Raw genomic sequence first — 25,712 nt, forward strand, 5'->3', positions numbered from 1 at the left:
TCCTGCGAGGCCCCACTGTTCGCAAAACGCGTACGGTGGGGCCTTATGCGTACGCCACTTTCTCTGATCGATTTTTGCACCCGCTACCCCGACGAGTCCGTCGGCGAGGCGATGAAACGCTCCGTTACTTTCGCCCAAAAGGCGGAAGGGTTGGGCTACGACCGGATTTGGTACGCGGAGCACCACAACATGTCGAGCATTGTGTCGTCGTCACCCGCAGTGCTCATTAGCCACATCGGCGCGAAGACCGAGCGCATTCGCCTCGGTTCGGGTGGGGTGATGTTGCCGAACCACTCCCCGTACGTGATTGCGGAGCAGTTCGGCATGCTCGAGGAGCTCTACCCCGGCCGCATCGACCTTGGTTTGGGGCGCGCGCCCGGTACTGATCAGCAGACGTTGGGCCGCGCTTTGCGACGAGACCCTGCCGCCGCCGAGCGCTTCCCCGACGATGTTCTCGAGCTACAGGCGTGGCTGTCCAACGAGTCCCCACTGCCAGGCGTGACCGCGATGCCCGGGTTTAACACGAACGTACCGCTGATCATTCTGGGTTCGTCCATGTTCGGCGCATCCCTGGCTGCGAAGCTGGGCCTGCCGTACGCGTTCGCCTCCCACTTCGCGCCGCAGCACTTGGAGCAGGCCACCACCTACTACAAGGAGAATTACCAGCCGTCGGAGCGCTACCCGGAGCCGTACTGCATCGCCGCAGTCAACGTCACGGCTGCCGATTCCGAGCAGGAGGCCGTGGAGGAAACCCGTATCGTGCACCGCAACCGTGTGCGCGCGTTTATGGGTCGTCGTGGCACTGCACTTTCGGACGATCAGCTCGACGCCGTGGTCAATTCCTTCCAGGGCCGTCAGATCACGGATATGCTGCGCTACACCGCGAAGGGCACCGGTGAGCAGGTTGCGGAGTACCTCGAGGCGTTCCAAAAACTGGCCAAGGCAGACGAGTTGATGATCTCGTTGCAGTCCGGCAGCCACGATGCAACCCTGCGCAACATGGAAATTCTTGCCGGTTCCTGGGGAAAGTAAAATTCTGGTGAACAGTGGTCTAGGATTTGGCTATACAAATCCGCTTCGACCACGAAAGAACTGACCCCCATGGCTCAATTGCCCACCGGTCCACTCCGTCGCCCGCAGCAGCACGAAGAGATCGCCGATTACCTTCGCGACGAGATTTTCGCAGGCCACATCCCTGCAGGCGAATCGTTGCCAAGCGAGGTCGAGTTGTGCGAGCAGTTCAACACTTCCCGCGGCCCCGTACGCCAGGCGGTAGCGACGCTGCGCGCGGAGGGCCTGCTCTCCTCGGGCCGCGGGCGTCGCTCCCTGGTGCTGTCCAATACCCGCACCGAGACGTTCGAGGAGATCCTGTCCACCACCTCGTGGCTGTACCGGATGGGCAAGAACCCGGGCGAGGTGGTCAACCGCCGCGGCATCATCCAGGCCGACGAGACCGTCGCCGAGAAGATGCGCATCACTCCTGGCACAGACGTCTACGTGCTCGACCGGGTGCGCAGCGCCGACGACGAGCCGCTCGTGGCCGAAGTGATGTACTTCGACGCGTCGCTGACCGACGTGATTGAGACGGTGGATACCTCCGAGGATTCCATCCACCGCGAGCTCATTCGCGCGGGCGCGGACTTTAACAACCTGTCGCGTTCCTTCACGGTCGAGCGCGCCGACGCGAAGCTGGCCCAGCAGCTCGGCATCGAAGAAGACGACCCGGTTGTTGTGGTTGCGCTGAAGGCCCTAACGCATAACGGTGACGTGCTCGAATACGCCGTGCACATCTTCCGCGCGGACAAGGTGTCCTTCGGATTGAACAATGTTCGGGGGCACTCGTCCCCCCTGTGGTTCCAGGTGGAATCCGACATCCACTAACCTCACAGCATGCTTTCAAGGACGCTGGTCGCAGCCACCGTCTCCCTGTCACTTACGTTGGCTGCCTGTACCAATTCCGAGGCCCGCGATGAGGTGGTGGTTGCGGCTTCCGCAGCACCTGCTGGCTTGGACTTCACAACAACTGGCGGTGCCGCCGCACCCCAGGCTCTCGTGGGCAATGTGTACGAGACGCTGGTGCGTATCGACGACAACGGCCAGCCCATCCCCCACCTCGCCTCCTCGTGGGACCTCGACGGCGACACATTCACGTTCCACCTACGCGACGACGTGACGTTCTCCAACGGCAAAGCGTTTACCGCCGAGGACGCCGCGTTCTCAATCGATTACGTGCAAAACGAGTGGACGAATGGGTTGAAGGCCCAGATGGCTCCGGTCGTCGATACGCACGTGCTCGACGAGCACACCTTGGCCGTCACCGTCGAGGGTGACGCGGATGCGTGGCTGTGGTCCATGGCAACGCTGACCGGCGCGATGATGACCCCAGCGAGCATCGAGCGGCTGGCCACCGACCCGCTGGGAACCGGCCCATACACAGTGCAGCGCTTCGACATCGGCGAGAAGATCGTCTTCGAGGCACGCGAGGACTACTGGGACGGCTCCGTCGAGCGCAACGCCGTGATGCGTTACTTCGACGACCCGGTCTCCGCCGTCAACGCGCTGCGCGTGGGTGACGCGGACGTGGTGTGGGCGATGCAAGCCCCGCAATTGATCGAGACGCTGCCCGAGGACATCCGGGTGGAAGTGGGCACCACCAACGGCGAAGTGCTACTGAGCATGAACAACCAACGCGCCCCCTTCGACGACCCCGACATCCGCCGCGCGGTGGCGTACGCGATCGACCGCGACGCGATCAACGAGGTGGTCTACAACGGGCTGGCCACCGACACCGGCGGCGCACCCGTCCCGCCGACCGACCCGTGGTTCACCGGGCACAACTACTACCCCTTCGACCCCGACAAGGCCCGCAAACTGCTCGCCGGGCGCACCCCGGAGGTCACCATCACGGTGCCCAACCTGCCGTACGCACAGACCGCATCGGAGCTGCTCTTCTCGCAACTTCGCGACGTCGGCTTCAACATCAAACTGGAAACCGTCGAGTTCCCCGCCGTGTGGCTCAGCCAAGTGCACAAGGGCCACGACTACCAGTCCTCACTCATCGCCCACGTGGAGCCGCGCGACGCCGCCCAACTGTTCGGCAACCCGGACTACTACCTGGGCTACGACTCGCCCGAGGCCCAGCAGCACTTCGCGGACGGCGACATCAAAGCCGCCATCGACCAAGTCATGGCCGACGCGGCGTCGCTGACCCTGGTCAACGCGCCCAATATCGTGCTCTACGCCCCAGGCGTGAGTGGACTCAACCCCAACGTGGTCACTGACTCGCTACGGCTGAACGAGGTGAAGAAATGATCCGCACCATCAGCAAACATCTGCTGCGCTTTGTGCTGCTGCTCGTCGCCGCCAGCCTGATCATCTTTACGCTGCTGCGCGCAGTGCCGGGCGACCCGGCGCGCATCGCGCTCGGCGTGGCGGCAACCGAGGCAGACATCGCAGAGCTCAACACCCGCCTCGGGCTCGACCGCCCGTTGCCAGCGCAGTACTTCGACTGGATTTCAGGGCTGATCACCGGCGACTTTGGTGTGTCGTTGTCCTCGGGCAAGGAGATCACCGAATCCGTCATTGAACGCGCCGGGGTATCGCTTACGCTCACGGTGCTTGCGATGACGGTGTCGCTGCTCGTCGCGGTACCCGCCGGTGTGTACATCGCGGGTCGGCGCCGTTCTGCGGGACCTGCGCTGGTCAGTGGCCTGTCGCAGGTGGGCATCATCGTCCCGTCGTTTTTGGTCGGTATCGCGCTGGTGGCGTTGTTCTCCGTGCGCCTAGGCTGGCTGCCTGCCAATGGGTGGGGAACGCCTGCGCACGTGGTGCTGCCGGTGGCGGCGCTTTCGCTTGTGCAGGCGTCGATTCTGACCCGCTACATTGCGGCGTCGGTGCGTGAAGAGTTGGGCAAGGACTATGTGCGTACGGGGCGGGCGCAGGGGTCGTCGATACGCGCAGTGCTCTACTCCTCTGCCCTGCGCAACGCGGCATTGCCGGTGATCACGGTCGTGGGCGTGCAACTGGCGTCGCTGGTGGTTGGCGCGGTGGTCATCGAGCGCGTGTTCACAATTCCGGGGTTGGGCACAATGCTTCTCGACGCCGTAGGCAACCGTGACCTCACCACCGTCCAAACCGTGATGATGCTGGTCGTGGCATTCACGCTGGTGGTTAACCTCATCGTGGACCTGACGTATGCGGTGGTTGATCCGCGGATTCGGAGGCAAGCATGACAACACAACGCAAAATCGGCGGGCTGATCGTCCTGGCCGTCGCGGCAGTTGCGCTGCTGTCGCTGGTGTGGACGCCGTTCGACCCGCTACAGGCCGACGTTCAGAACCGACTCCAGGGCACTTCGGCAGCGCACTGGATGGGCACCGACCAGTTCGGCCGCGACATCACCTCGCGCGTCATGGACGGCGCGCGCCTGACCTTAACGGTGGCCATCGGCGCAGTTGGGCTTTCCGCGTTGGTCGGCGTGCCGCTGGGCATCTGGGCCGGCATGCGCCGCGGTGCGGCCCGATTCGTCATGGCCGGCGCCGACCTTCTGCTCGCCTTCCCCGCGCTGCTGCTGGCCATCGTGTTCACCGCCGTGTTTGGTGCCTCGATTTGGATTGTTGTGCTGGCCATCGGCATCGCCGGCGCCCCCGGGTTCGTCCGCGTCGCCCGCGCCGGCACGCTGCAGGTGATGCAAAACGACTACATCCTGGCCGCGCGCATTGCCAAGGTGTCGGGCCCTGGGATCGCGTGGCGCCACGTCCTTCCGAATATCTGGCCGATCGTGCTCACACAGGTCTCCGTCGCCGTAGCTCTCGCCATTCTCGCCGAGGCTGGCCTGTCCTTCCTCGGCCTCGGCTCCCCCGCACCCTACGCGTCGTGGGGCCGTATGCTGCAGGCCTCGCAACCATTCTTGGCCACTTCCCCGCACCTCGCACTGTGGCCGGGCCTGGCCATCGCGGTGACCGTGCTGGGATTTAACCTGCTCGGAGGCACCGATGATCGACGTTAAGCACCTCAGCATCGACGGCATTCTCCACGACATCACCTTCCACATCGCCCCCGGCGAGCGCGTGGGCATCATCGGTGAATCCGGCTCCGGCAAGTCCGTCACCGCCTTAAGCATCATGGGGCTGAGTGACCTGCCCGCGACCGGATCCATCACCGTCAACGGCACAGAGATGGTGGGCACCCGCGACCGCGTGCGCCGCCGAGTGCGCGGCAACACCGTCGCCATGGTGTTCCAAGAACCCATGACCGCACTCGACCCGCTGAAGAAGATCGGCCGGATCGTTGCCCGCGACCTGCTCCGAGACGTCGGCGTGGACCGCCCCGACGCCTACCCGCACGAACTCTCCGGCGGCCAGCGCCAGCGTGTGCTCATCGCGCTCGCGCTATCCCAGAACCCGGACGTGCTCATTTGCGACGAGCCCACCACCGCCCTCGACGCCATCGTCCAGTCCGACATCCTCGACCTGCTCGACCGCCTCGTCCGCGAGCGTGGCATGGGCCTGCTGTTCATCTCCCACGACCTGGCCGTGGTGCGCCGCATGACCGACCGGGTGCTGGTGTTTAAGGACGGGCGCATCGTCGCTGGCGACTCCGACTACGCCAAAGCACTCGCCGCCGCAGCCGAGCCCGGCGCGCCCGCTGCCCCTGTCACGCTCGGCGAGCCGGTCGTCGAACTGGATGGTGTCTCGCTGCAGCGCGGCGCCACCATGGCGGTGGACAACGTCACCCTCACCGTCCGCGAGGGCGAGCGCCTGGCCATCGTGGGTGGGTCTGGCTCGGGCAAGACCTCGCTGCTCCACCTGATTGCGGGGCTGCGCGAGGCCACATCCGGCACCGTGACGGTCGCAGGGGACGTGCAGATGGTGTTCCAGGACCCGTACTCCTCCCTTGACCCACGTATGGAGGTTGGGGCGTCGATTCGTGAGGTAGGCGTCGATAAGCAACGCTCCGACGAAATGCTCGAGCGCGTCGGCCTTGCCGGCACCGGCCACCGCAAGCCCGCGCAATTCTCCGGCGGGCAGCGCCAACGCATCTCTATTGCGCGCGCCGCAGCCCCTCGCCCGAGCATTTTGCTTGCCGACGAACCCGTGTCCGCCCTCGACGCCACCATCCAGGACCAAGTGCTTGACCTGCTTCGCGACACCATAGGCGCCAACACCCTCATCTTCGTCACCCATGACTTAAACGTCGCGCGTGAACTCTGCCCCACCGTCGCCGTCATGCAGTCCGGGCGCATCGTCGAGCAGGGGCCAACCGAGGAGATCTGGGCCAACCCACAGCACCCCTACACCCGAGAACTGCTCGCCGCCGTACTATAGGCACCCATGAGTGCCGCAAAAATCTGCGTGGTCGGATCCATCAACGCCGACCTCACCGTCAATGTTGACCGACACCCCACCCCAGGCGAAACGCTACTCGGCTCCGGCGGAGGCATCACCGCCGGCGGCAAGGGCGCGAACCAAGCCTGCGCCGCCGCACGCCTCGGCGCCCCCGTCGCACTGGTCGGCGCGGTAGGCACCGACTCGAACGCCATCCCGGCAACTGCACTGCTGCGCGAGGCGGGCGTCGACCTCACCCACGTCGAAGAAGTCACTGAGGTCACCGGTCTTGCCGTGATCACCGTCGCAGCCAACGGCGAAAACACCGTCCAGGTCGTCCCCGGCGCCAACGCGCTGGTGGACGCCGACTTTGTCTCCCGCCACGCCGCACCCGTCGAAGCCGCCGAAGTTGTCCTGCTGCAGGGTGAAATCCCGGCCGACGGTTTCGCCCGCGCCGTCGAACTCGCTCGCGGACGGGTCGTGATTAACCTCGCACCCGTCGTCGACGTACCGCGCGAGGCCCTGCTCGCCGCCGATCCCCTGATGGCCAACGAACACGAAGCGGGCCTGATCCTCGACCAGCTTGGCTACGACTCCACCGGCACCCCCGAGGACCTCGCACGCCGCCTGAAGGACGCGGGCTTCGCCTCCGTCGTGCTCACCCTCGGCGCGGCAGGTGCGCTCGTGGTTGAAGGCGACGCGCTGACCCACATCCCCTCCCCACAAGTCGAGGCCGTAGACACCGTCGGCGCCGGCGACTCCTTCGCAGGCGCGTTCTGTGCCCGCATCATCGAGGGCGACACGCTCGTCGAGGCCTCCACCTATGCGTGCCGCGTCGGCGCGTTCTCCGTCACCCGCCCCGGGGCACAACCGTCCTACCCCACCGCCGCCGACACCCTGCCTGGAGCGTAAACCCAAATGAGCCCGCAGATGATGCCGCGACGGTCGTCGTCGACAAGCAATAAACGCCCCATGCGCGTCCAACGCACACAAGGCGTCTACCCCGACGACATGCACCCCGGCCTCGTCCCGGGCATCAGCGTCGAAGAATCACGCCACAACTTCAGCCTGGACAAAGTCGTTTTCGGCGTGACCGCCGCAGCGATCCTTGCCTTCATCATCTGGGGCGTGACCTCCCCAGAACAGGTCGGCTCGAGCGCCTCCAGCGCACTGGCATGGGGCCTTCGCAACTTCGGCTGGCTCTTCAACATCGTGCTCGTCGCCTGCGTCATCATCATGGCAGTGCTGGCGTTCTCTCGCTTCGGCAACATCACACTGGGCAAAGACGACGAAGAACCCGAATACTCGTTCTTCTCCTGGGTCGCCATGATGTTCGCTGCAGGCATCGGCGTAGGCATCTTCTTCTTCGGCCCCTCCGAACCACTGACCATGTACCTCGACCCGCCACCGCTGACCGTCGAGGCCGAAACCGAAGAAGCACTGCACCGAGCAATCGCCCAAGCCAACTTCCACTGGGGCCTCTCCCCGTGGGCGCTCTACGCACTGGTCGGTGGCGCCATGGCCTACTCCTGCTACCGCCGCGGACGACCCACGCTTATGTCGTCGCTGTTTACCCCGGTGTTCAAGCGCTCAGGCCCTTTCGGCACCATCATCGACATCCTGGCGATCGTGGCCACCCTGTTCGGCACCGCGGCCACGCTGGGTATTTCTACCCTGCAGATCGGCGACGGCATCGCCATCATGCGCAGCGGCGACTCCGCCCCCATGGGCGTGCTGCTGACCGTCATGGGCGTGCTCACCATCGGCTTTGTTATCTCCGCCGTCTCTGGTGTGGGCAAAGGCATCCGCATCCTGTCGAATATCAACATCTCGTTGACGTCGGCGGCCATCCTGTTCATCTTCGCCACCGGGCCAACCCTGCTGCTGGTCAACCTGCTGCCGTCAGGCACCCTGGTCTACGCCGACCGCTTCTTCGACATGGCGTCGCGCTCATTGTCCTGGGGTGAAGACACCCTCGACTTCCAGTCTGCCTGGACTGCCTTCTACTGGGCGTGGTGGATCGCCTGGGCACCGTTCGTCGGCATGTTCATCGCACGAATCTCCCGCGGACGCACTCTGCGCCAATTCGCGGTAGTGACCACGCTCGTCCCCACCGCCGTGCTCATCTGCGCGTTCACCATCTTCGGCGGCACCGCAATCACCTTCTCCCGCGAAGGCCGCGAAGGCTTCGACGGCACCGCCACCCCGCAGCAAGTGCTCTTCAACATGTTCGGCGAAATGCCGCTGGCGGAGATCACCCCGTACATCCTCATCGGCATCCTCGCGGTGTTCTTCATCACCTCCGCAGACTCCGCCTCCGTGATCATGGGCTCCATGTCGTCCAAGGGCGACCCCGAGCCGAACAAACTCGTGGTGGTCTTCTGGGGACTGGCCATGATGGGCATCGCTGTGGTCATGCTGCTCTCCGGCGGCGAAGACGCCCTGTCCGGCCTGCAGTCCCTGACCATCCTGTCCGCAATGCCGTTCTCGGTGGTCATCCTGTTGCTGATGTACTCGTTTATCAAGGACCTCTCCACCGACCCCATCGCCATCCGCAATTCCTACGCCCGCAACGCGGTGAAGTCCGCCGTCATCCGAGGTATCGAAGAATACGGCGACGACTTTGAAATCGTGGTCGAGCCCTCCGCCGAGGGCGAAGGCGCAGGTGCCGAGTTCGATTCCACGTCCGACGAATACACCGACTGGTATCGACGCACCGACGAAGAAGGCACCCCCGTCGGCTACGACTACGAAACCGGCGAATGGTCCGACGGCTACCAGCCCGAAGAGGAAGAAAGCACAGAAGACGGCGCCGCCGAAGACAACCGCGGCTAGCTACTTCCCCGCCATGTCCAGCAGGCGGCCAAGCACCGCCTTGCCGTGGCGGCGCAGCCCGTCGTGCTGGAACTGGTCCGTCTCAAACACCTTCGCACCGATGACATCCGCAGTTTCCAGCGACAGCTCGCGCGGCACGTAGATGTCGTCGGTGTACACCGCCGCGTACGCATCGTGGCCCCCACCGAGCCCGCCATACAGGTTGTCCCAGTCGTCCTTTACTGCCAGCGCCTCTGCTGCAGCCTTGAACGGGCGCAGCTCCGGATCCTCGTCGAATTGGAACGGGAAGATGTGCTCGCCGGTGAGGTAAAACTCTTCGTCGTCAGGGCTAGTGTCCGGCGCAAACCCTGCAAGTTCGCGGGAGACTCGCTCCGCCGCCCAGTTCGTCGCCCCCGGCACCGTGCCGCCGTAGATCGACTCGTGCACCGCCGCATACAGCGGGCCTTTGGCGAAACTCACACGCTCCCCCACCGACGCCAAAAAGTCCGTGCGCAGCCTGCCGTTCGGGTGAAACGGCGCCTCAAACAACTGCGCCAGCGACGCGAACCCGTCCTCGCGCCCCAACTCAATACCGAGGGTGCGCAGGCGCCGCGCGCTCAGCCGCTCGCCGGTGGGCAGCAGCTCCTCCTCCGCCTCCAGGTGGCGGCACACCTCACGGATCGTCCGCTCGGCCTCCGGGTACTGCTCGTTGAACTGCAGATGGCGGTGCTTCAGCTTGGCAAACGTCGCACGGTAGACACCATCCGCGCCCTCGCTTATCGACGGCAACCCACCCGTAAACAACGCCCTCCCCACACTCTCCGGGTGCACGGCCAAATAATGCGTCAGGCAGAACCCGCCAAAGGACTGGCCCAACACATCCCACTGCTTCAGCCCCATCTCCTCACGCAAGGCTTCCGCATCGGCGATGATGTCGCTGGCGCGAAGCTGGGTGAGCACGGTGTCGTCGATAAGCGACGGCGTCGCCGAATCAATCCTGGTCGAGCGGCCCGTCCCGCGCTGATCCAACATGACCACCTGGTAGCCGCGCTCGAGCGCAGTTTCCACCCACTCGAACCGCTCACGCGGTGCCGGAGAACCCGGGCCACCCTGCAGGAACAACAACGCCGGGGCATCCGCCTCACCGAAGATGCGGGCGAAGATGGAAAAGCCGCCACGGTTCAACACAATTTCACGCATACGGCGATTATAGGAACCGGGGCGAGAGTTTCCACGTCAAATAGTTATGTACGACGGAATGAACATCGAATTCCCGCCAACCATCGTCAATGCGTCCCAGATGGAACGCGGACAAAACTACCTGCCTGTTAGCAAACAACGCTTCATCCACGAGCGCCACAGCCTGGAACAATGGGCAGTCCAACTCGCGGCACGACACCACCCGCACAACCAGAAATACGACGTGCCCGCAGCCGTGCGCGCCGTCGTCCACGCGTACGAACGCCCAGGCAGCGTGGTGTGCGGATTCTCCGCGCTCGCTCTCTACGGATTGCCGTATCTCGTTGAAGGCGCAGACACTACTCTGCGAGCACCCACACCCCAAAAACTCAGCGCTTCCGCTATACGTCCCTCCGTCGCACGACTCCACGCCCCACACACAGAAACATGGACCCTCACCCACCGCGATGTGCCCATCCGCGTTTCTCGACCATTACGTGCAACCGTGCAGGCTCTGCAACAGATTCGACGAGGCGAACACTCGTGGCAGACAGAGCCAATCCCCGGTGTGAGCCCAGAAATGGTCAAGGCTGTACAGCTTGTCGACTGCGCCCGTCGACACCTCGGACTACAGGCGGAAGACATTCGCGCCAGCGCCCTTCGGCAAATCAATCAACGGTGGCTGTCTCGGGCGCTCGATCTGTCCCGTTCAACTGCCGATTCGCCGAAAGAAACCGAACTGCGGTTGCTCCTCCAGCCAGTGGTTCGCAACTACGGCCACACGCTCGTAGAGCAGTATCCGCTGACAGTGGGCGGCAAAGCCATTACGACCTTTGATTTTGCCATCCCCGAACTCAAGATCGGGATCATGTTCGACGGCCGACACCACTGGGAGTACGACCAACGACAGTTAGATACGTCCATCAACCTGACATCGATGCTTCATGGTTGGACGGTTCCCCGGGCGGGGTCGAAAACCATGCAGCAATGCGTCGAGGTCGTGGAGAAAACGATCCGGCAGGCGCGTCGGCGCTAGCGCGATGCAAGATGTTACAAGGCCCACGGTAGCGACCTGGGCAAAGTGTAAAACCACGCAGGCGGTACTGCGTGGTTTTACATCAAACTAGGGCGCCGAACTACTCCTCGTCGGTGGACAGCGCTGCCACGAACGCTTCCTGCGGCACGGTGACCGAACCGATGGACTTCATGCGCTTCTTACCGGCCTTCTGCTTCTCCAGCAGCTTGCGCTTACGGGAAATGTCGCCGCCGTAGCACTTCGACAGCACGTCCTTACGCAGGGCGCGGATGTTTTCACGGGCGATGATCTTCGAGCCGATCGCGGCCTGGACGGGCACTTCGAACTGCTGGCGTGGGATGAGCTCTTTGAGCTTCTTGGTCATTTTGTTGCCGTACCACTGGGCGGAGTCTTTGTGCACGATGGCGGAGAACGCATCGACGGGTTCGCCCTGGAGCAGGATGTCCACCTTGACCAGGTCGGCTTGCTGCTCGCCGGCTTCTTCGTAGTTGAGCGATGCGTAGCCCTTGGTGCGGGACTTCAGCATGTCGAAGAAGTCGAAGATGATCTCGCCGAGCGGCATGAGGTAGCGCAGCTCCACGCGGTCCTCGGAGAGGTACTCCATGTTCTTCATCTGGCCGCGCTTGGACTGGCACAGTTCCATGGTGGTGCCGACGAACTCTTGGGGCACGATGATCGTCATGTTCACGATCGGCTCGTACACCTCGGGGATTTTGCCGCCGGGCCAGTCGGACGGGTTGTGCACCATTTGTTCGGTGCCGTCTTCGGAGATCACGCGGTAGGTGACCGACGGTGCGGTGGAGATGAGGTCCAGGTCGAATTCGCGCTCGAGGCGGGTGCGGGTGATCTCCATGTGAAGCAGGCCCAAGAAGCCGCAGCGGAAACCGAAGCCCAGGGCGACGGAGGTTTCGGGCTCCCAGGTGAGGGAGGCGTCGTTCAGCTGCAGCTTCTCCAGCGATTCGCGCAGGGCCGGGAAGTCCTCCTGGGAGACTGGGAACAGGCCCGAGTACACCATCGGCTTGACCTCCTCAAAACCTTCTAAAGGTTGCGAAGCGCCCTTGGAAGCCCAGGTGACGGTGTCACCGACGCGGGTTTCGCGCACGTCCTTCACGCCGGTGATCACGTAGCCGACCTCGCCCGGGCCAAGCCCCTTGGTCTTCTTCATCGTGGGTGAGACCACGCCGATTTCCAGGATCTCGAGCGTGGTGCCGGTGTTCATCATCTGCACCTTCTGGTTCGGCTCCAGGCGGCCGTCCATCATGCGCACGTAGGTGACAACGCCGCGGTAGGTGTCGTAGACGGAGTCGAAAATCAGGGCGCGGGCCGGCGCCTCTGCGCCGTGCTCGGACTCCGGAGCCGGGATCAGCTCAACGACGCGGTCGAGCAGTTCCGGCACACCCTCGCCCGTCTTGCCGGACACGCGCAGCACGTCTTCCGGTTCGCAGCCGATGATGTTGGCGATCTCGAGTGCGTACTTTTCCGGGTCGGCTGCCGGCAGGTCGATCTTGTTCAGGACCGGGATGATCTCCAGGTCGTTGTCGATGGCCATGTAGAGATTGGCCAGGGTTTGGGCTTCGATGCCTTGGGCGGCGTCGACAAGCAAAATTGCGCCCTCACACGCGTCGAGGGAGCGGGCGACCTCGTAGGAAAAGTCCACGTGGCCTGGGGTGTCAATCATCTGCAGCACCATCTCTTCACCCGCGTGCGTGCCGGTTTTGGGCACCCATGGCAGGCGAACGTTTTGGGCCTTGATGGTGATGCCGCGTTCGCGCTCGATGTCCATGTTGTCGAGGTACTGGTCGCGCATCTCACGCTCGTCCACCACGTTGGACAGCTGCAAAATGCGGTCTGCCAGCGTGGACTTACCATGGTCGATGTGGGCGATAATGCAGAAGTTACGGATGCGGGCGGGGTCCGTGAACGTATTTTCCGCGAAGTTCGTCGATTTGGCAGCCATAATTGCTTCATCTTACGTGTCGCGCGACGCGCTAACGTGTGGGCATGCCAACTGAGTTTCACAGAGCTGGTTTAACGCACCGTTTGCGCAAGCCTGCGTGGTGGCGTCCGCTCGTCGAGTTCGTGGTGCTTGCTGTGTGCATCGCAGCGTTCACGATGGCGATGGCGGTGCCGATCGGCCTTGCCGCTGGGTTCTACGGGCTGGGCGATCTTTTCGACGAAACCTCCTCCGACCCGCTTGCCTCCCTGGTGCAGGTGCTTTTTATTGCTGCCTGGTTGCCTGCGCCGTTTATCGCCGCGCGGGTACTCGGCCGCAAACCTGGTGCGCTCTCCAGCATCGAGGGGCACTTCCGCTGGGGCGTTGCTGGGCGCGCGTTCGTGGTGGTCGGCGCGATCTATGGGGCGCAGGTGCTTCTCGACGCCCTCCTGTTCGGGACCGGCGACCTTTCGCTGAGTCCTCGCGAATGGATGCTGCTCGCCGCCTTTGTGGTTGTCGTCCCGCTGCAGGCCGCGGCCGAGGAGTACGTCTTCCGCGCGAGCCTGCCGCAGATCCTCGGCCAGTGGATCTCACCTGGCTGGATTTGCTACGGGCTGCCCGCCGCCGTGTTCGTGGCGTTGCACTTGTACAACTGGATCGGCCTGCTCGACATCGCCATTTTCGCCCTGTGCGCCGCACTGCTGACCTGGCACACCCGCGGTGTGGAGGCGGCCGTAGTTTTGCACGCGGTGTCCAACACGATTGTGTTTTCCTACGGCACGCTGGGATTGACTGATCCAGGCGAAACAGAAATCACCCTGCCTCAAACGGCCGTCTCCGCGTTGCTCACCATCGGAACGACCGCGCTACTCATGTGGGTGCTGCGCGACGTAGGGAAACATTCGCAGCAAAAAGTGGTTGTTCCATCCCCCGCGAAGGCTTAGAGTGGCCAGTGACCATAAACCGGAGGTGAAACCGTGGCGTTTGAGCGCTTTAAGCGAAAGAGGAAACCCGTCCTCGACCACGGTTTTACGCTGTTTGGTGATCGACTGACATCCCAGATCCAGCAACGCCGTGGTCGTGCCCCGCAAGTCTCGGTGCGCCCCACCGACTCCGTGTGTCGCAGCATCTACTACGCCCCGGACATGGACGGCACCGCCGAACCAGGCGAGGTTGTTTGGGTCACCGTCCCTTCACATCCGCCGCGGCAGCGCTCGATCCTGATCGTGGGCCGCGAGCGCCACGACGTGTTGGGGTTGCTGATCTCCCCCGAGCGGGAACACGAAAACGATGAGCGGTGGTTTGAAATCGGGCCGGGCGATTGGGAATCCTCCGGCCAGCCATGCTGGGTGCGTTTGGATAAGACCCTGGTCGTGCCGGAATCAGACGTGGAACGTCGCGGCACCACCGTCCCGCCACGCCGCTTCCAGCGGGTGGCCAACACGCTGCGCGAACGCTTCAACTGGTCGTAACTCCAACAGTTTGGTTTGTGCAGTTCACACTGTTATTCTTTCGGGGTTGTTCGCATCCGGCGCTCAATAGGGTGTGCGGTGCTACGCGGACAGGACCTTGGGTTCGCGTTTGATACCCAAAGCACTGCACGCAATGCCCTGCCAGATGCCGCGACATGTACATGTTCGATTGAGAAACCAAGAGGTATTTCACGATGGCAAACATCAAGCAGCAGAAGAAGCGCGTTCTCACCAACGAGAAGCGTCGTCAGCGCAACAAGTCCTTCCGTTCCGCTACCCGCACGGAGATCCGTAAGTTCCGTGAGGCTGTGGAGTCCGGCGACAAGGCTGCCGCTGAGGCACAGCTGCGCGTTGCTTCCCGCAAGCTGGATAAGGCTGTGACCAAGGGCGTCTTCCACCGCAACTCTGCGGCGAACAAGAAGTCCAACATGGCTCGCGCCCTGAACAAGATGGACTAATTGCCGTTGTTCACAGGTTGATCCCGCCCAGGTTTATTCGGGGCGGGATTTACTTGTTTCTAACGCCGCGTGCGGCCCGACAAAAGAGGAACTTCCGTGAAAATTAAAAAGCGTGCGGTTGCGGCCGCGCTGACGTTTAGCCTGATGGCATCCCCTGCAATCGCTCCAGAGGCGAAGGCTGCAGACCCGTCCGTTTCGGCATCCGTGGATGCAGCTGAGCTCGTTTCGGCATTGTCGAAACTCCTTCCGATGAATAACCCGCAGGTCAAGCAGGCGCTTGGCGTGTTGACGTTGATCATCGCCGGTATTTTGGTTGCGGTGCCGATGGCGGAAGCGGGGTCGTCGATACGCAATGGCGCCGTGGGCGACAAGGCTCCGGGCAAGCACACGCGCCGCATCGTGGTGGATGGCACCTCGCGCTCCTACGATGTGGTCCTGCCGTCGAACTACTCCGAAGGCGTTGCTTACCCGGTGATTCTTGGTTTTGGTGGCTGGCAGCACACCGCGAGCCAGACGCGTGACTACCAGAAGTTCGAGACCGCAATCGACAACACGATTGTGATCTACGCGCAGGGTGTTGACAACGCGTGGGCTGGCGCGCCGTATGCCCGCACGTCGCTGGATGAGGACATCGCCTACACGCGCGCCATTATCGACGACGCCGCGACCCAGTACGGCGCCGACCCGAACCGTGTCGTCGCAGCCGGCCTGTCCAACGGCGGCGGGTTTGCGGCCGCACTTGCCTGCCACGCCCCCGACACCGTCAAGGCGGTCGCCTCCGTCGCTGGTGCGTTTTACAACCCGACCGTGACCGGCTGCACCTCCGGCGCGGTGCCGACGCTGATCATGCACGGCACCAACGACAACGTTGTGGGATACAACGGCGGTATCCGGCACGGTGCGTTCTACGAGTCGGTGGATAGCGTCATGCGCACCATGGCCTCGAAGAACAAGTGCTTGGGCACGACCACCCGTTCGCGCTCCGACAACGTGACCACGTTTGAGGCGCAGGGCTGCGACGCGGCCACGCGCGTGGAGCGCATCGAGGGTGGCATCCACACCTGGTTCACCGACCCGAGCGCAACCGCCCACACGGTGCGCTTCCTCCTGCCGTACCTGTAAACGGCGAGCCGTTTACAGGGCGGTTAGAGCGCCAGCGCCCCGCGCACGATCAAGGTCAGGCCGACGATAACGAAGAACGCGCCTGCACCGATGTCGATGTAGGGGCCGGTGCTCAGGAACTTCCGCCGCACCCGCTGGGTAGAGATCACCTGGACAAAGACGGCGAACAGGACGAAGGAGCTCAGCCACAGCGCAAACGTCACGATGAGGGCGGTGCTCAGGCTGGGGCTGGGCGGCAGCAGTGGGGCGATCATGGCGGACAGCGCGATGACGATCTTGGGGTTGGCGAGGTTCGTCGCTAAGCCACGCATGTATGCAGAACGCACCGTGCCGAGCCGCTGCTCCGCCTCTTCGAGGGTCATTGGTGGGTTGTGCCGATCCGCGAGACCACCACGAACGTTGCTCGCACCCATCGCAATCAGCACTGCACCACCCACCAGTTGGACGTAGGTCAGCGCGTCTGGGAACGCGTTGAGCAGCGCCGCAGCACCAAAGACGGTGAGCGCGCACCACATGAGCACGCCAGTTTGGATGCCGATGGCGGTTGCCCACCCGTGGCGGCGCGAACGCGTCGCGGTGCGGGTAATCAGCACCACGTCGGGACCTGGCGCGGCGGCACCGATGACGTTGAGGCCGATGATGACGGCGAGATCTCCCGGCGCGATCATACGAGCTCCGCGATGCGTCGCACGGCGTTTTCCAGGGCGAACTCGGCGTCGCCGCCTTGGCCTTTCACCTCTGCGTCGAGGTCAGCCACGATGATCACCGCTTCGGACACCGCTCGGCCAGACCAGTGGCGCGCCACCTGCATGGTTTTCTTGGCCACGTACGGGTGCATGCCTACGGTGCGTGCGATCTGGTCGGGGTTGCCGCGCACGCCGTAAAGTTTCGCGATGTCGCCGACTTTGTGGGCGAGCGCTGCGGCGATGGTGGCCGGTTTGACGCCCAGTTGAAGCGCCCGGCGCGTCGATGCGAGTGCGCGGTCGGCGCGGCCGGCGACCATTTGGTCGGCGATGTCAAAGCCTGCGACCTCCGCGACGCCAACGTAGTATTCGCGCACTGCGGCGACGGTGATTTCCCCGTCGGTGTCGGCGACAAGCTGGCTAACGGCGGAGGCAAGTTCGCGCAGGTCTGAGCCGACGGATTCCAGGAGTGCGGCAACCACATCGGGGGTAGGACGCACGCCGTGGGAGCGGAACTCTTCGGTGACCCAGGTGCGCCGTTGGCCGTCGTTAAGCGGATTGGCCTCGTGCACATCGGCGAGTTTTTTGAACTTGGGCACCAGCGATTTCTGCCGCCCACCACCGGTGTGCTGGATGATGATCACGATGCCGGGTGCAGGATCCACGCACGCTTTCAGCAGTACCTCGGTGGGTTCTTTGCCTGCGAGTTCTGCGTGTTTGACCAGTACGACGCGGTCTTCGGCGAACAGTGACGGGCTGGTTGCCATGGCGATTTCGCCTTCGGTGACGTCGCCTGCACGCAGGGTGGTCACTTCGATGCCGTCGCCAGCGTCGGCGATGATCTTTTTTGTGGCACGCTCGGCGAGGAATTCGTCTTCGCCTAAGACAAGGTGCACGGGGTTGAGCATGACGACCATCTTAAAACTCTCGCCGCGGCAGCACTTGGGTGCCATCCGGGTAGATGGCAACGTTGCCGTCGCGGTTGGGAAAGATCACGGGGATGCCCTGGTCAGTGACCACGGGTCTTCGGTGGGGGCGGCCCTTTTCAAGCACGACAACAAGCTGCGTGCCCGGCGGAATGGGCAGGGCATCTTCTTGCTTTTCGACGACATGAGCACGCAACCTGCCCACATCCACCGGCGTGCCCGCCGGCGCCTGCGACAGGACCACACCAAACCCGCACACAAGCGCCGCCGCCAGAGTGGTCTTCGGGTATCCGGCAAACAGGCCCGCGAGGAACCATCCGTAGACAACCACGACGACGATGGGTTCCGTCTCTACCGTGGCACCGGGAAACCGTGCACCGTTTTCTGCGACCACACGCACCCAATAGGCCATGGGTTCCACCACCCACAGCACAGGTGCAGCCAACCCGCCGTGGATGAGGCTGAGCAACACCGCCGCAAGGCCGAGGACGGTCACCGGGCCGGTCACCGGTGCGACGATGACGTTTGCCACCACAGAGACTAGAGAAACCCGGCCTGCCATCATGGCGACAATCGGCATCGTCGCTACGTCGGCGGCAACCGCAACGCCAAGTGCACGCACGAGAATGTCGGGCCAGCCCGTGGCAGCAAGGACGCGGTACAACAGCGGAAACAGCGCGACGATGCCCGCGGTCGCCGCTACCGAGAGCGCGAACCCGTAATGCACCGCCAGGTCTGAATCCACCAGCACTAGGCCGATCACCGATAAACACAGCGCGTGGATCGGCTCGGACTGGCGTGAAGCCAACACCGCAGTCAACCCCACCAACCCAGACACGGAAGCGCGCAGCACGCTCGGCTCGGGTCCGACCAGCGAGGCGTAGAGCAACAGCGCCGCAGCCGACGCCACGATACGGCCCCGCAGCCCCAAGCCCACTGCCGCTGCGGCAATCGCTGCGAACGTGGTCACGATTGCCACGTTCGCACCAGAGACTGCTGACAGGTGCGAGAGGCCAGTGTCGATGTAATCCTGTTGTTCCTGGCTGGTTTGCAACGAGACGTCCCCGAGCACCATGCCCGGGATCAGCCCTTGGGCGGACTCCCCCACGGTGGCCTGGACAACGCCGGCAAACGTTTCCCGGGTGTGCTGTGCAAACGCAGCCAACCCCTGCGGTGGGGCGACCACCTCAACTGACCCGTTGACCGCAATCGGGTTGATCCCAGCCATCTCCGATTCCTTCACCACGCCGCGCACAACCACCTGGGCGCCGGACACGGCAGTGTCCGGCACTTCATCGACAAACACGGGCGTCAGCGTCGGGTTGCCATCTACCTGCACGCGGACGATGAACCCGCCGGTGCTCGTCTGCTTCGGCGCGCCCGATACCCGGCCCACGAACTGACCCGCGGGCTCCCACGCCCGCGCAATGCGCAGTCGCACCCCGGTGGTCACGACGGCGGCCGCACCCATCCCCGCAATGAACACCGCCTGCCCGTAGGCGCGCAGCACCACAGCACCGATAACGGCCACCAGCACCACAACCACCGCAATGCCCACTCCGAGGGTGATCGCCACCGCAGCCGCTGCCCACACCACCAGCGCCGCCGGGACAAGCCTGATCTCCCCCACTTACCCCACGCCCCCGTCTATAAGCCGACCTGGTCGCGCATTGCCGCAAGTTTCGCCGGTCCAATTCCTTTCACGTCAGTCAACGCATCTACCGACGCAAACGGCCCGTTTGCCTCACGGTGCGCCACGATCGCGGCTGCGGTTGACGGGCCGACTCCGGTAATCGTCGTCAATTCCTGCACCGATGCGGAGTTGATCGACACCACCCCACCCGCCGAAGCGCCAGCAGCGCCAGCACCGCCACCGGAATCCGTAGCGGCCGGTGGGGCGTGTTGGGAGCGGACGTGGATCTGTTGGCCGTCGACAAGCAATTGCGCATGATTGATCGAGATCAAGTCAGCATCCGGCAATGGCCGGGCCGTCTGCAGCGCATCCGCGACCCGTGCACCCTGGTTCAACGTGATCAGGCCCGGGTTTTCCACCTCACCAACAACAGAGACCACCACGGTGCCTGTGACCTCGGTGGGAGAGGCGACCTGCTCCCACGCAACGCCCTCATCATCCATGGGGCCGGATCGGGTCACCGCCCATCCGCCGACGGCGAGCAGCACTGCACCGGCGGCGGCCGCAGCTTGTTTCACAGGGATGCGCACCCGCGGCTCTGGGTAGCGCACCGTCAGGAGGTCTTCTTCCCCGGTGGGCCGGGTGAGCTCCTTGAGTCGTTCAGTGGCGTTCACACCAAAAACGCTATAAACCCCCGGCGCACTCGCCAAGGGGTCGGAAAAAATCTGTGGATAACCCGCCATCTACGGGCGACGAAAACAACAGTTATCCACAATTACGAGATGAGAACACCACCGACAGGCCGATTGCCCCTTCGCCGGTATGCATCGCGATCACCTTCACCAGCGGCTCGACCATGACCCGTGAGCCTTCCGGAAGTGTTTCGCGCAGCAGGTCCGCGAGTTGCTCGGCGGCGTCCGGCGCGTCCGCGTGCTGCACTGCGGCGAAAACGGGCTCGCCGCACGCGCGCTCTTCTACCAACTCGGTGAGTTTGGCAAACGCCTTCGACTGTGTGCGAGTCTTGCCCGCGAGTTCGAGCTTGCCTTCCCGAATGTGCAGGATCGGCTTGTTTGCCAGCAGCGCAGCCGAGAGCATCGCAGTGCCGGCAGGCAGGCGGCCGGACTTGCGCAAATCGTCGAGTTGGTGCAGGTACAACCACGTTTCGGAGCGCGCAATGGTGGACTTCGCCATCGCTTCGCACTCGTCTAACGTGCCGCCTTCCGCCGCAACAGTCGCGGCTGCCATCGCTGCGGCACCGATCGCCATGCCCGCAGAGTGCGTCTCCACGACACGGACCGTGCCTGGGAACACCGCAGACGCGGCCACCGCAGCCGACCAGGTGGACGAGAACGTCTTGGCAAGGTGGAGGGCGATCACGCCGTCGTCGCCACCACGCTCGAGCTGGCGGGCATAACAGGCGGCGAGTTCCAGCGACGACAACCCAGACGAGGACTCCCCTTCTGCGCCCTCGACGCGGTGCAGGTCAACGACGCAGATATCGAGTTCCTCCACGACCTCCTGCGGCAACCCCGCGGAGGAATCCACCACGACGCGAACACCCATTAGTTACGGCCTCGGTTCCAGGCTTCGATGTACCACTGGGTCTTGGTGTCGTCGTCAATGCGCGGCATTGCCACCAGCCGTGACGTGTTCGCGTTACCGAGCCCCTTGAACAGCGGATACTGAGACACCTGCAGGCCAAGCAGCGTGGCGGTCAGCGCGGCGATCGTGCCACCGTGCGCGACAAGCAAAACGGCGGCGTTGTCCCACTCGTCGTGATCCCGCATGAGTTCCATGACCACTTCGCGGGAACGTTGCGCAACGTCGATGCGGCTTTCGCCCTCCGGCGGCGCCCAGGTCGGGTCGGTGCGCCACAGTGCACGAGCCCCATCATGCGCGGTGTCCACTTCCTCGTGCGTCTTGCCTTGCCACTGGCCGAGGTGGGTCTCGCGCAGACGCTTATCGACGACTACCTCAAGGCCCAAATCTGCCGCCACCACATCAGCCGTATCCTTCGCACGGATGAGGTCAGATGACACGATCTTGTTAATACCCAAGTGCCGTAGGTCCTCTGCCGCAGCGTGCGCCTGGGCGCGTCCGCGCTCGGACAGTTCAGTATCCAGCTGGCCCTGCATGCGGCGAGTTGCGTTATAGAGCGTCTCGCCGTGACGCAGCAAAATCAGTCGGCGCTGCATGGGTCTTAGTACTCGTCGTCCGCGGCTTCGGGTCCCTCACCTGCCAGAGGAAGGTCCTCGATGGTCTGGGCTTTGCGCAGGTCGGCTTCGTCGCCAAACGCTGCGGGACGCTCGTAAGGCTCGAGCCCTTCGACCTCAATGGCCGGGCAGTCTGCGTACAGGCGGTCCAGGCCGTAGAACTCGCGCTCGGCTTCGCGCTGGATATGGACCACGAAGTTGCCGTAGTCAAGCAACACCCAGCGGTTTTCGCGGTTGCCCTCACGGCGCTTCGGTTCAACACCCAGGTCGGTCAGGTCGCCTTCGACCTCTTCAACAATGGCGGCAACCTGGCGTTCGTTATCTGCAGAGACGATGACGAACACGTCGGTGATCGCCATGACGTTAGACACGTCGATAACAGCGATATTGGTGCCGAGCTTCTCGTCGGCGGCCTTCGCGGCTACCTTGGCGCGGTCAATGGAGATCTGCGGGGCAGTCAAGTGGCAATCCTTATTCAGGTCATGGACAAATCAACTGGGCCATTGTCCCACGTATGACCGCAACATTTCCAGTTCAGGGGTCGCGCCTAGGGTGCGTAGAGCGAATTCTTCGCGATGTACTGCACCACACCGTCCGGCACCAGGTACCAAACCGGGCGCCCGTTGGAGGCGCGCTCGCGGCAATCGGTCGAAGAAATCGCCATGGCGGGAATCTCCACAAGGTGCACGCGTTCCTGGATATCCGCAGGCAGCATGTCTTCGCGCAACTCGTAGCCGGGGCGCGTCACGCCGACGAATTCGGCGAGTTCAAACATTTCTTCCCAGTCGTGCCAGGACATGATCGACGCCAACGCGTCCGCGCCCGTGATAAAGAACAGGGCCTCGTCCGGGAATTGTTTTCGTAGGTCCCGCAGGGTGTCAATCGTGTAGGTGGGTCCCCCGCGGTCGATATCCACCCGTGAAACGGAGAAGCGCGGGTTGGACGCGGTGGCCACCACGGTCATCAGATAGCGGTCTTCCGCCGGACTGATGTGCCGGTCGGCCTTCTGCCACGGCTGGCCGGTGGGTACGAAGATGACCTCGTCGAGGTTGAAGCGATCCGCCACCTCACTCGCGGCAACGAGGTGGCCGTGGTGGATCGGGTCGAACGTGCCACCCATCACCCCGATGCGCCGGGCGTTGTCCAGAGATGCCGCGTAGTGCTCAGCCATTGGGTGTTTACCTCAGTCCTGGCAGTGGCTGGATGTTAATCGACTCAATAAACAGCAAAGACATGCCGATCACGCCTGCGACCAGCGCGCCGAGAATACCCAGCACCGTACCGATGATCACCGGACGATTCGACTCGTCAGCCCACTTTGCCTTGTTGGAGCTGCCCGGCTGGGACACGGTCTCCGTGACACAGATCTGCTCGCCCTTGCTGTTGGTCACCGGGACGGGGTTGCCGCCCTCCTCATCAACTTTCCACTGGCACGTTTCCTTGACGGTTTTCGTTTCCTCGGTCTTGCGCACAAACTCTGCGGCCGAGGCAACAGTAGGCGTCGCGCCAGCCAACAACGCGGCAGCGACAGTAGCGGAAATGATGCGGTTCATTAGCGGTAGCGTACCTGATCAACAAATCGGCCGAAAGCATCCGAGACTTGGTTGTCCCAGCGCGATGGCCAACGGAAGTAACGTGCGTGGTTGCCACCAGTTGGCTGGGATGCCTGCAGCGTCTGAATGGACAGGTCACACACGGAGTCCTGCGGCAAGCAGTAGTTCACGCGGTTCGGGGTCGCCCCTGCGGTCTTGGTGTTAAACGGCAAGAAGCCAAGCATGCCTCCGGCACCACCTGCTGGCACGCCGACGGTGGACCAATCCCCCGCCGCCGTGTTCGGGTTGCCAAAGTAGACCACACCCGCCAACTGGCCACGGCGTGCCAGTTCGCGCTCGTGCTCAAGCAGAATCATCGCGCCTTGCGAGTAGCCGGACAGGATGTACTTCGGGCGGCAACCACTGCGATGCTCGTAGTCATTGACCATCTGCATCACACCGGTGCGTCCGATCTGGACCGAATCCACGAACTCTGTGGCTACTCGCCTTGCCATCATCCACACCGGGTTGGCGTACTGCAGCGCAAGAGCCAGTGCCTGCAGGATGGTGCTTGGTACGGCAACCGACGGTACGTCGTATTCGGGGAACGTCGCCGGGTAGTAGCGCGGCTCCAGGCCGATGACCTCGACGTCCTTCATCAGCGAGTTACCGCCGTGGGTGGCTGCGTAGCGACGCTCCGCATGCTGCAGGAACGCACGAATCGTCTCACCCTCCCAACCGTTGGAGGTCCACGGCGCAGCCCACGAATACTTCGTGCGGTAAATCTGCGTGTTCTGGCCCGAGCCGCGGGCAGCGATGACGGCGACCGCCGGACAGCGCGTCTGCGCGTCTGCTTCGGGGGTCGGTGCGACGGGGCTCAACGTTGCGGTCACAGCCGTCGCAATAGCCGTGGCAAACAGCGCAAACTTGGCGCGAATGGAGGTCCGGGATTTTAGCACGCCGATAGACTAGCGCACCTGGCCATTACCTTCCAGAATCCACTTCGTGGTGGTCAGCTCCGGTAACGCCATGGGTCCGCGTGCGTGAAGCTTCTGTGTAGAGATGCCGATCTCTGCACCCATGCCGTATTGCTCCCCATCCGTGAATGCGGTCGAGGCGTTGAGGACGACGGCGGCGGAGTCGACGGCGGCAGCAAATCGTCGCAAAGCATCTGCGTCTTGGGCTGCGATCGCATCCGTGTGGCCGCTGGAGTAACGCGCGATGTGCGTGGTCGCACCATCGACGCCGTCAACGATGGCGCTTGCGATGTCCATGCTGAGGTATTCCTCGGCGAAGTCCTCCTCCGTTGCGGGTTCCACGGTGGCACCGAACGCAGCATGCTTATCGACGTCACCATGCACCACCACACCAGCCTCCTGCAGCGTCGCGATGATGGTGTGTTTGTCGGTCTCGGACAGGTGGGCGTCGATAAGCACCGTCTCTGTCGCGTTGCACACGCTGACCCGGCGCGTCTTGCCGTTGAGCAGCATCGCGATCGCCTTGTCCAGATCTGCGGACGCGTCGATGTAGAAGTGACAGTTGCCAGTGCCGGTCTCGATGGTGGGCACGGTCGCGCCGGTCACCACCGCGTTGATCAAACGTGCACTTCCGCGCGGGATGACCACGTCCACCAGCCCGCGGGCGGTGATGAGGTCCTGGACAGAATCGTGGCTCTCACATGGCAGGAGCTGCACGGCCTCGCGCGGCAAATCGTTGGCAGCGAGGACGTCCTGCAACACGGCGACGAGCGCCTCGTTGGAGTGGCGCGCCGTCTTGGAGCCACGAAGCAGGGCCACGTTGCCCGACTTCAGCGCCAGACCGAACGCATCGACGGTGACGTTCGGGCGTGCCTCGTAAACCATGCCCATCACGCCGAGCGGGACGCGCACCTTCTTCATCTGAATCCCGTTGGACAGCGTACGTCCGGTAAGCACCTCGCCCACCGGATCCTGCAGGCCCGCAACCTGGCGCAGCCCCCCGGCGATGCCGTCGATGCGTTCCTCGTCGAGCGCCAGCCGGTCCAACACCGACTCCGCCAGCCCGTTCGCGCGACCCTCTTCGATGTCGCGCGCGTTGGCTTGAAGGATTTCACCTGCGCGCTCGGCCAGTGCCTGCGCTGCCGCCAACAGCACCGCATCCTTCGCCGGTGTCGGCAGCACCGCAATCGTCGGGGCAACATCCTTGGCACGCTGTGCTTTCTGCAGTACCTCGTCGCGCTCGGCTTGGCGTTGCTGATCAGTCTGTTGGGCAGTCATGCGGCAATCGTAGCGTTAATGCAACTGCCAAGGTCTTGACACCGATAGTGGGCTGGCGCACCATTTTTTCATGTCCGACAAGCACACGCCCGACCCTGAAAACGTAAAACGATCAGAAGCCTTAGCGCGA

At 63.5% G+C, this 25,712-nt stretch carries 26 protein-coding genes; 13 read left to right on the forward strand and 13 right to left on the reverse strand.

Annotated features, from left to right (window positions below):
• The first annotated feature begins 45 nt into the window (after window positions 1-45).
• The 8 genes from HMPREF2617_RS05215 to HMPREF2617_RS05250 all read left to right on the forward strand — a co-directional run bounded on the left by HMPREF2617_RS05215 (window position 46) and on the right by HMPREF2617_RS05250 (window position 9,161).
• The gene (locus HMPREF2617_RS05215; protein WP_070840261.1) at window positions 46-1,032 is read left to right on the forward strand and encodes an LLM class flavin-dependent oxidoreductase; all 987 of its coding nucleotides are present in this window, start codon (window positions 46-48) and stop codon (window positions 1,030-1,032) included.
• Between the two features lie 69 nt (window positions 1,033-1,101).
• A complete protein-coding gene (locus HMPREF2617_RS05220) occupies window positions 1,102-1,881 on the forward strand; it encodes a GntR family transcriptional regulator (RefSeq protein ID WP_070840262.1) in 780 nt (259 codons plus the stop codon).
• 9 nt (window positions 1,882-1,890) lie between these two features.
• On the forward strand, window positions 1,891-3,312 hold the full coding sequence (locus HMPREF2617_RS05225; protein WP_083323216.1) for an ABC transporter substrate-binding protein: 1,422 nt from the start codon (window positions 1,891-1,893) through the stop codon (window positions 3,310-3,312).
• A complete protein-coding gene (locus HMPREF2617_RS05230; RefSeq protein WP_070840263.1) occupies window positions 3,309-4,232 on the forward strand; it encodes an ABC transporter permease in 924 nt (307 codons plus the stop codon). The genes HMPREF2617_RS05225 and HMPREF2617_RS05230 overlap by 4 nt, the downstream gene beginning before the upstream one ends.
• Window positions 4,229-5,008 carry an ABC transporter permease gene (locus HMPREF2617_RS05235; RefSeq protein WP_070840264.1) on the forward strand — a complete coding sequence of 260 codons (780 nt, stop codon included), beginning with the start codon at window positions 4,229-4,231 and terminating at the stop codon, window positions 5,006-5,008. Before HMPREF2617_RS05230 ends, HMPREF2617_RS05235 begins: the two co-directional genes overlap by 4 nt.
• Complete coding sequence (locus HMPREF2617_RS05240; RefSeq protein WP_070840265.1) at window positions 4,995-6,326, forward strand: ATP-binding cassette domain-containing protein; 1,332 nt, start codon at window positions 4,995-4,997, stop codon at window positions 6,324-6,326. Before HMPREF2617_RS05235 ends, HMPREF2617_RS05240 begins: the two co-directional genes overlap by 14 nt.
• Window positions 6,327-6,332: 6 nt before the next feature.
• Window positions 6,333-7,238, forward strand: a complete 906-nt coding sequence (locus HMPREF2617_RS05245) for a ribokinase (RefSeq protein ID WP_070840266.1) — start codon at window positions 6,333-6,335, stop codon at window positions 7,236-7,238.
• Window positions 7,239-7,259: 21 nt separating this feature from the next.
• Window positions 7,260-9,161 (forward strand): BCCT family transporter, encoded by a 1,902-nt coding sequence (locus tag HMPREF2617_RS05250; protein WP_070840295.1) that lies wholly within the window; start codon window positions 7,260-7,262, stop codon window positions 9,159-9,161.
• Here HMPREF2617_RS05250 and HMPREF2617_RS05255 read toward each other — a convergent pair whose 3' ends face one another.
• Window positions 9,162-10,340, reverse strand: a complete 1,179-nt coding sequence (locus tag HMPREF2617_RS05255; protein ID WP_246821703.1) for an alpha/beta fold hydrolase — start codon at window positions 10,338-10,340, stop codon at window positions 9,162-9,164. It lies immediately after the preceding gene.
• A 58-nt stretch (window positions 10,341-10,398) separates the two neighbouring features.
• On the opposite strand from HMPREF2617_RS05255, the gene HMPREF2617_RS05260 reads away from it, so the two are divergent.
• Window positions 10,399-11,355, forward strand: a complete 957-nt coding sequence (locus HMPREF2617_RS05260) for a hypothetical protein (protein WP_141763010.1) — start codon at window positions 10,399-10,401, stop codon at window positions 11,353-11,355.
• A gap of 100 nt (window positions 11,356-11,455) precedes the next feature.
• Here the strand turns inward: HMPREF2617_RS05260 and lepA are convergent, their stop codons facing one another.
• Window positions 11,456-13,312, reverse strand: a complete 1,857-nt coding sequence (gene lepA / locus HMPREF2617_RS05265) for a translation elongation factor 4 (protein WP_070840268.1) — start codon at window positions 13,310-13,312, stop codon at window positions 11,456-11,458.
• 44 nt (window positions 13,313-13,356) lie between these two features.
• Here lepA and HMPREF2617_RS05270 point away from each other — a divergent pair, with 44 nt between their 5' ends.
• The 4 genes from HMPREF2617_RS05270 to HMPREF2617_RS05285 all read left to right on the forward strand — a co-directional run bounded on the left by HMPREF2617_RS05270 (window position 13,357) and on the right by HMPREF2617_RS05285 (window position 16,340).
• Complete coding sequence (locus HMPREF2617_RS05270; RefSeq protein WP_083284914.1) at window positions 13,357-14,232, forward strand: CPBP family intramembrane glutamic endopeptidase; 876 nt, start codon at window positions 13,357-13,359, stop codon at window positions 14,230-14,232.
• A gap of 33 nt (window positions 14,233-14,265) precedes the next feature.
• Complete coding sequence (locus HMPREF2617_RS05275) at window positions 14,266-14,760, forward strand: type II toxin-antitoxin system PemK/MazF family toxin (RefSeq protein ID WP_070421325.1); 495 nt, start codon at window positions 14,266-14,268, stop codon at window positions 14,758-14,760.
• 194 nt (window positions 14,761-14,954) lie between these two features.
• Window positions 14,955-15,218: a 30S ribosomal protein S20 gene (gene rpsT / locus HMPREF2617_RS05280; protein ID WP_070421324.1), complete on the forward strand. Its 264-nt coding sequence runs from the start codon at window positions 14,955-14,957 to the stop codon at window positions 15,216-15,218.
• A gap of 96 nt (window positions 15,219-15,314) precedes the next feature.
• The gene (locus tag HMPREF2617_RS05285; RefSeq protein WP_141763011.1) at window positions 15,315-16,340 is read left to right on the forward strand and encodes a CE1 family esterase; all 1,026 of its coding nucleotides are present in this window, start codon (window positions 15,315-15,317) and stop codon (window positions 16,338-16,340) included.
• 23 nt (window positions 16,341-16,363) lie between these two features.
• Here the strand turns inward: HMPREF2617_RS05285 and HMPREF2617_RS05290 are convergent, their stop codons facing one another.
• From HMPREF2617_RS05290 to HMPREF2617_RS05340, 11 genes are all read right to left on the reverse strand, one after another.
• Window positions 16,364-17,008, reverse strand: coding sequence for a LysE family translocator (locus HMPREF2617_RS05290; protein WP_070840269.1), 645 nt, complete (start codon window positions 17,006-17,008; stop codon window positions 16,364-16,366).
• Window positions 17,005-17,940, reverse strand: a complete 936-nt coding sequence (gene holA / locus HMPREF2617_RS05295) for a DNA polymerase III subunit delta (protein WP_070614020.1) — start codon at window positions 17,938-17,940, stop codon at window positions 17,005-17,007. The genes HMPREF2617_RS05290 and holA overlap by 4 nt, the downstream gene beginning before the upstream one ends.
• A 1-nt stretch (window position 17,941) precedes the next feature.
• Window positions 17,942-19,579 (reverse strand): ComEC/Rec2 family competence protein, encoded by a 1,638-nt coding sequence (locus HMPREF2617_RS05300; protein ID WP_070569643.1) that lies wholly within the window; start codon window positions 19,577-19,579, stop codon window positions 17,942-17,944.
• A 17-nt stretch (window positions 19,580-19,596) separates the two neighbouring features.
• Window positions 19,597-20,256 carry a ComEA family DNA-binding protein gene (locus HMPREF2617_RS05305; protein WP_070840270.1) on the reverse strand — a complete coding sequence of 220 codons (660 nt, stop codon included), beginning with the start codon at window positions 20,254-20,256 and terminating at the stop codon, window positions 19,597-19,599.
• Window positions 20,257-20,347: 91 nt separating this feature from the next.
• The gene (locus HMPREF2617_RS05310) at window positions 20,348-21,145 is read right to left on the reverse strand and encodes a DegV family protein (protein WP_070840271.1); all 798 of its coding nucleotides are present in this window, start codon (window positions 21,143-21,145) and stop codon (window positions 20,348-20,350) included.
• Window positions 21,145-21,777 carry a histidine phosphatase family protein gene (locus HMPREF2617_RS05315; protein ID WP_070421318.1) on the reverse strand — a complete coding sequence of 211 codons (633 nt, stop codon included), beginning with the start codon at window positions 21,775-21,777 and terminating at the stop codon, window positions 21,145-21,147. The genes HMPREF2617_RS05310 and HMPREF2617_RS05315 overlap by 1 nt, the downstream gene beginning before the upstream one ends.
• 5 nt (window positions 21,778-21,782) lie before the next feature.
• Window positions 21,783-22,256: a ribosome silencing factor gene (rsfS, locus tag HMPREF2617_RS05320; RefSeq protein ID WP_070421317.1), complete on the reverse strand. Its 474-nt coding sequence runs from the start codon at window positions 22,254-22,256 to the stop codon at window positions 21,783-21,785.
• 86 nt (window positions 22,257-22,342) lie between these two features.
• Window positions 22,343-22,966, reverse strand: coding sequence for a nicotinate-nucleotide adenylyltransferase (gene nadD, locus HMPREF2617_RS05325; protein ID WP_070421316.1), 624 nt, complete (start codon window positions 22,964-22,966; stop codon window positions 22,343-22,345).
• A 7-nt stretch (window positions 22,967-22,973) separates the two neighbouring features.
• Window positions 22,974-23,348: a hypothetical protein gene (locus HMPREF2617_RS05330; RefSeq protein WP_070421315.1), complete on the reverse strand. Its 375-nt coding sequence runs from the start codon at window positions 23,346-23,348 to the stop codon at window positions 22,974-22,976.
• On the reverse strand, window positions 23,348-24,286 hold the full coding sequence (locus HMPREF2617_RS05335; RefSeq protein ID WP_083279295.1) for a cutinase family protein: 939 nt from the start codon (window positions 24,284-24,286) through the stop codon (window positions 23,348-23,350). Before HMPREF2617_RS05335 ends, HMPREF2617_RS05330 begins: the two co-directional genes overlap by 1 nt.
• Window positions 24,287-24,295: 9 nt before the next feature.
• Entirely contained in the window at window positions 24,296-25,582 is a 1,287-nt protein-coding gene (locus HMPREF2617_RS05340) for a glutamate-5-semialdehyde dehydrogenase (protein WP_070840272.1), read from the reverse strand.
• Window positions 25,583-25,712: the final 130 nt, after the last annotated feature.

It is taken from the genome of Corynebacterium sp. HMSC070H05, assembly GCF_001837615.1.
GTDB classification, from domain to species: Bacteria; Actinomycetota; Actinomycetes; order Mycobacteriales; family Mycobacteriaceae; genus Corynebacterium; species Corynebacterium coyleae.

Coding starts and splice junctions, on each gene's coding strand:
- HMPREF2617_RS05215 (WP_070840261.1), top strand. CDS start 46: ATGCGTACGCCACTTTCTCTGATCGATTTTTGCACCCGCTACCCCGAC.
- HMPREF2617_RS05220 (WP_070840262.1), top strand. CDS start 1,102: ATGGCTCAATTGCCCACCGGTCCACTCCGTCGCCCGCAGCAGCACGAA.
- HMPREF2617_RS05225 (WP_083323216.1), top strand. CDS start 1,891: ATGCTTTCAAGGACGCTGGTCGCAGCCACCGTCTCCCTGTCACTTACG.
- HMPREF2617_RS05230 (WP_070840263.1), top strand. CDS start 3,309: ATGATCCGCACCATCAGCAAACATCTGCTGCGCTTTGTGCTGCTGCTC.
- HMPREF2617_RS05235 (WP_070840264.1), top strand. CDS start 4,229: ATGACAACACAACGCAAAATCGGCGGGCTGATCGTCCTGGCCGTCGCG.
- HMPREF2617_RS05240 (WP_070840265.1), top strand. CDS start 4,995: ATGATCGACGTTAAGCACCTCAGCATCGACGGCATTCTCCACGACATC.
- HMPREF2617_RS05245 (WP_070840266.1), top strand. CDS start 6,333: ATGAGTGCCGCAAAAATCTGCGTGGTCGGATCCATCAACGCCGACCTC.
- HMPREF2617_RS05250 (WP_070840295.1), top strand. CDS start 7,260: ATGCCGCGACGGTCGTCGTCGACAAGCAATAAACGCCCCATGCGCGTC.
- HMPREF2617_RS05255 (WP_246821703.1), bottom strand. CDS start 10,340: ATGCGTGAAATTGTGTTGAACCGTGGCGGCTTTTCCATCTTCGCCCGC.
- HMPREF2617_RS05260 (WP_141763010.1), top strand. CDS start 10,399: ATGAACATCGAATTCCCGCCAACCATCGTCAATGCGTCCCAGATGGAA.
- lepA (WP_070840268.1), bottom strand. CDS start 13,312: ATGGCTGCCAAATCGACGAACTTCGCGGAAAATACGTTCACGGACCCC.
- HMPREF2617_RS05270 (WP_083284914.1), top strand. CDS start 13,357: ATGCCAACTGAGTTTCACAGAGCTGGTTTAACGCACCGTTTGCGCAAG.
- rpsT (WP_070421324.1), top strand. CDS start 14,955: ATGGCAAACATCAAGCAGCAGAAGAAGCGCGTTCTCACCAACGAGAAG.
- HMPREF2617_RS05290 (WP_070840269.1), bottom strand. CDS start 17,008: ATGATCGCGCCGGGAGATCTCGCCGTCATCATCGGCCTCAACGTCATC.
- holA (WP_070614020.1), bottom strand. CDS start 17,940: ATGGTCGTCATGCTCAACCCCGTGCACCTTGTCTTAGGCGAAGACGAA.
- HMPREF2617_RS05310 (WP_070840271.1), bottom strand. CDS start 21,145: ATGGGTGTTCGCGTCGTGGTGGATTCCTCCGCGGGGTTGCCGCAGGAG.
- HMPREF2617_RS05315 (WP_070421318.1), bottom strand. CDS start 21,777: ATGCAGCGCCGACTGATTTTGCTGCGTCACGGCGAGACGCTCTATAAC.
- nadD (WP_070421316.1), bottom strand. CDS start 22,966: ATGGCTGAGCACTACGCGGCATCTCTGGACAACGCCCGGCGCATCGGG.
- HMPREF2617_RS05330 (WP_070421315.1), bottom strand. CDS start 23,348: ATGAACCGCATCATTTCCGCTACTGTCGCTGCCGCGTTGTTGGCTGGC.
- HMPREF2617_RS05340 (WP_070840272.1), bottom strand. CDS start 25,582: ATGACTGCCCAACAGACTGATCAGCAACGCCAAGCCGAGCGCGACGAG.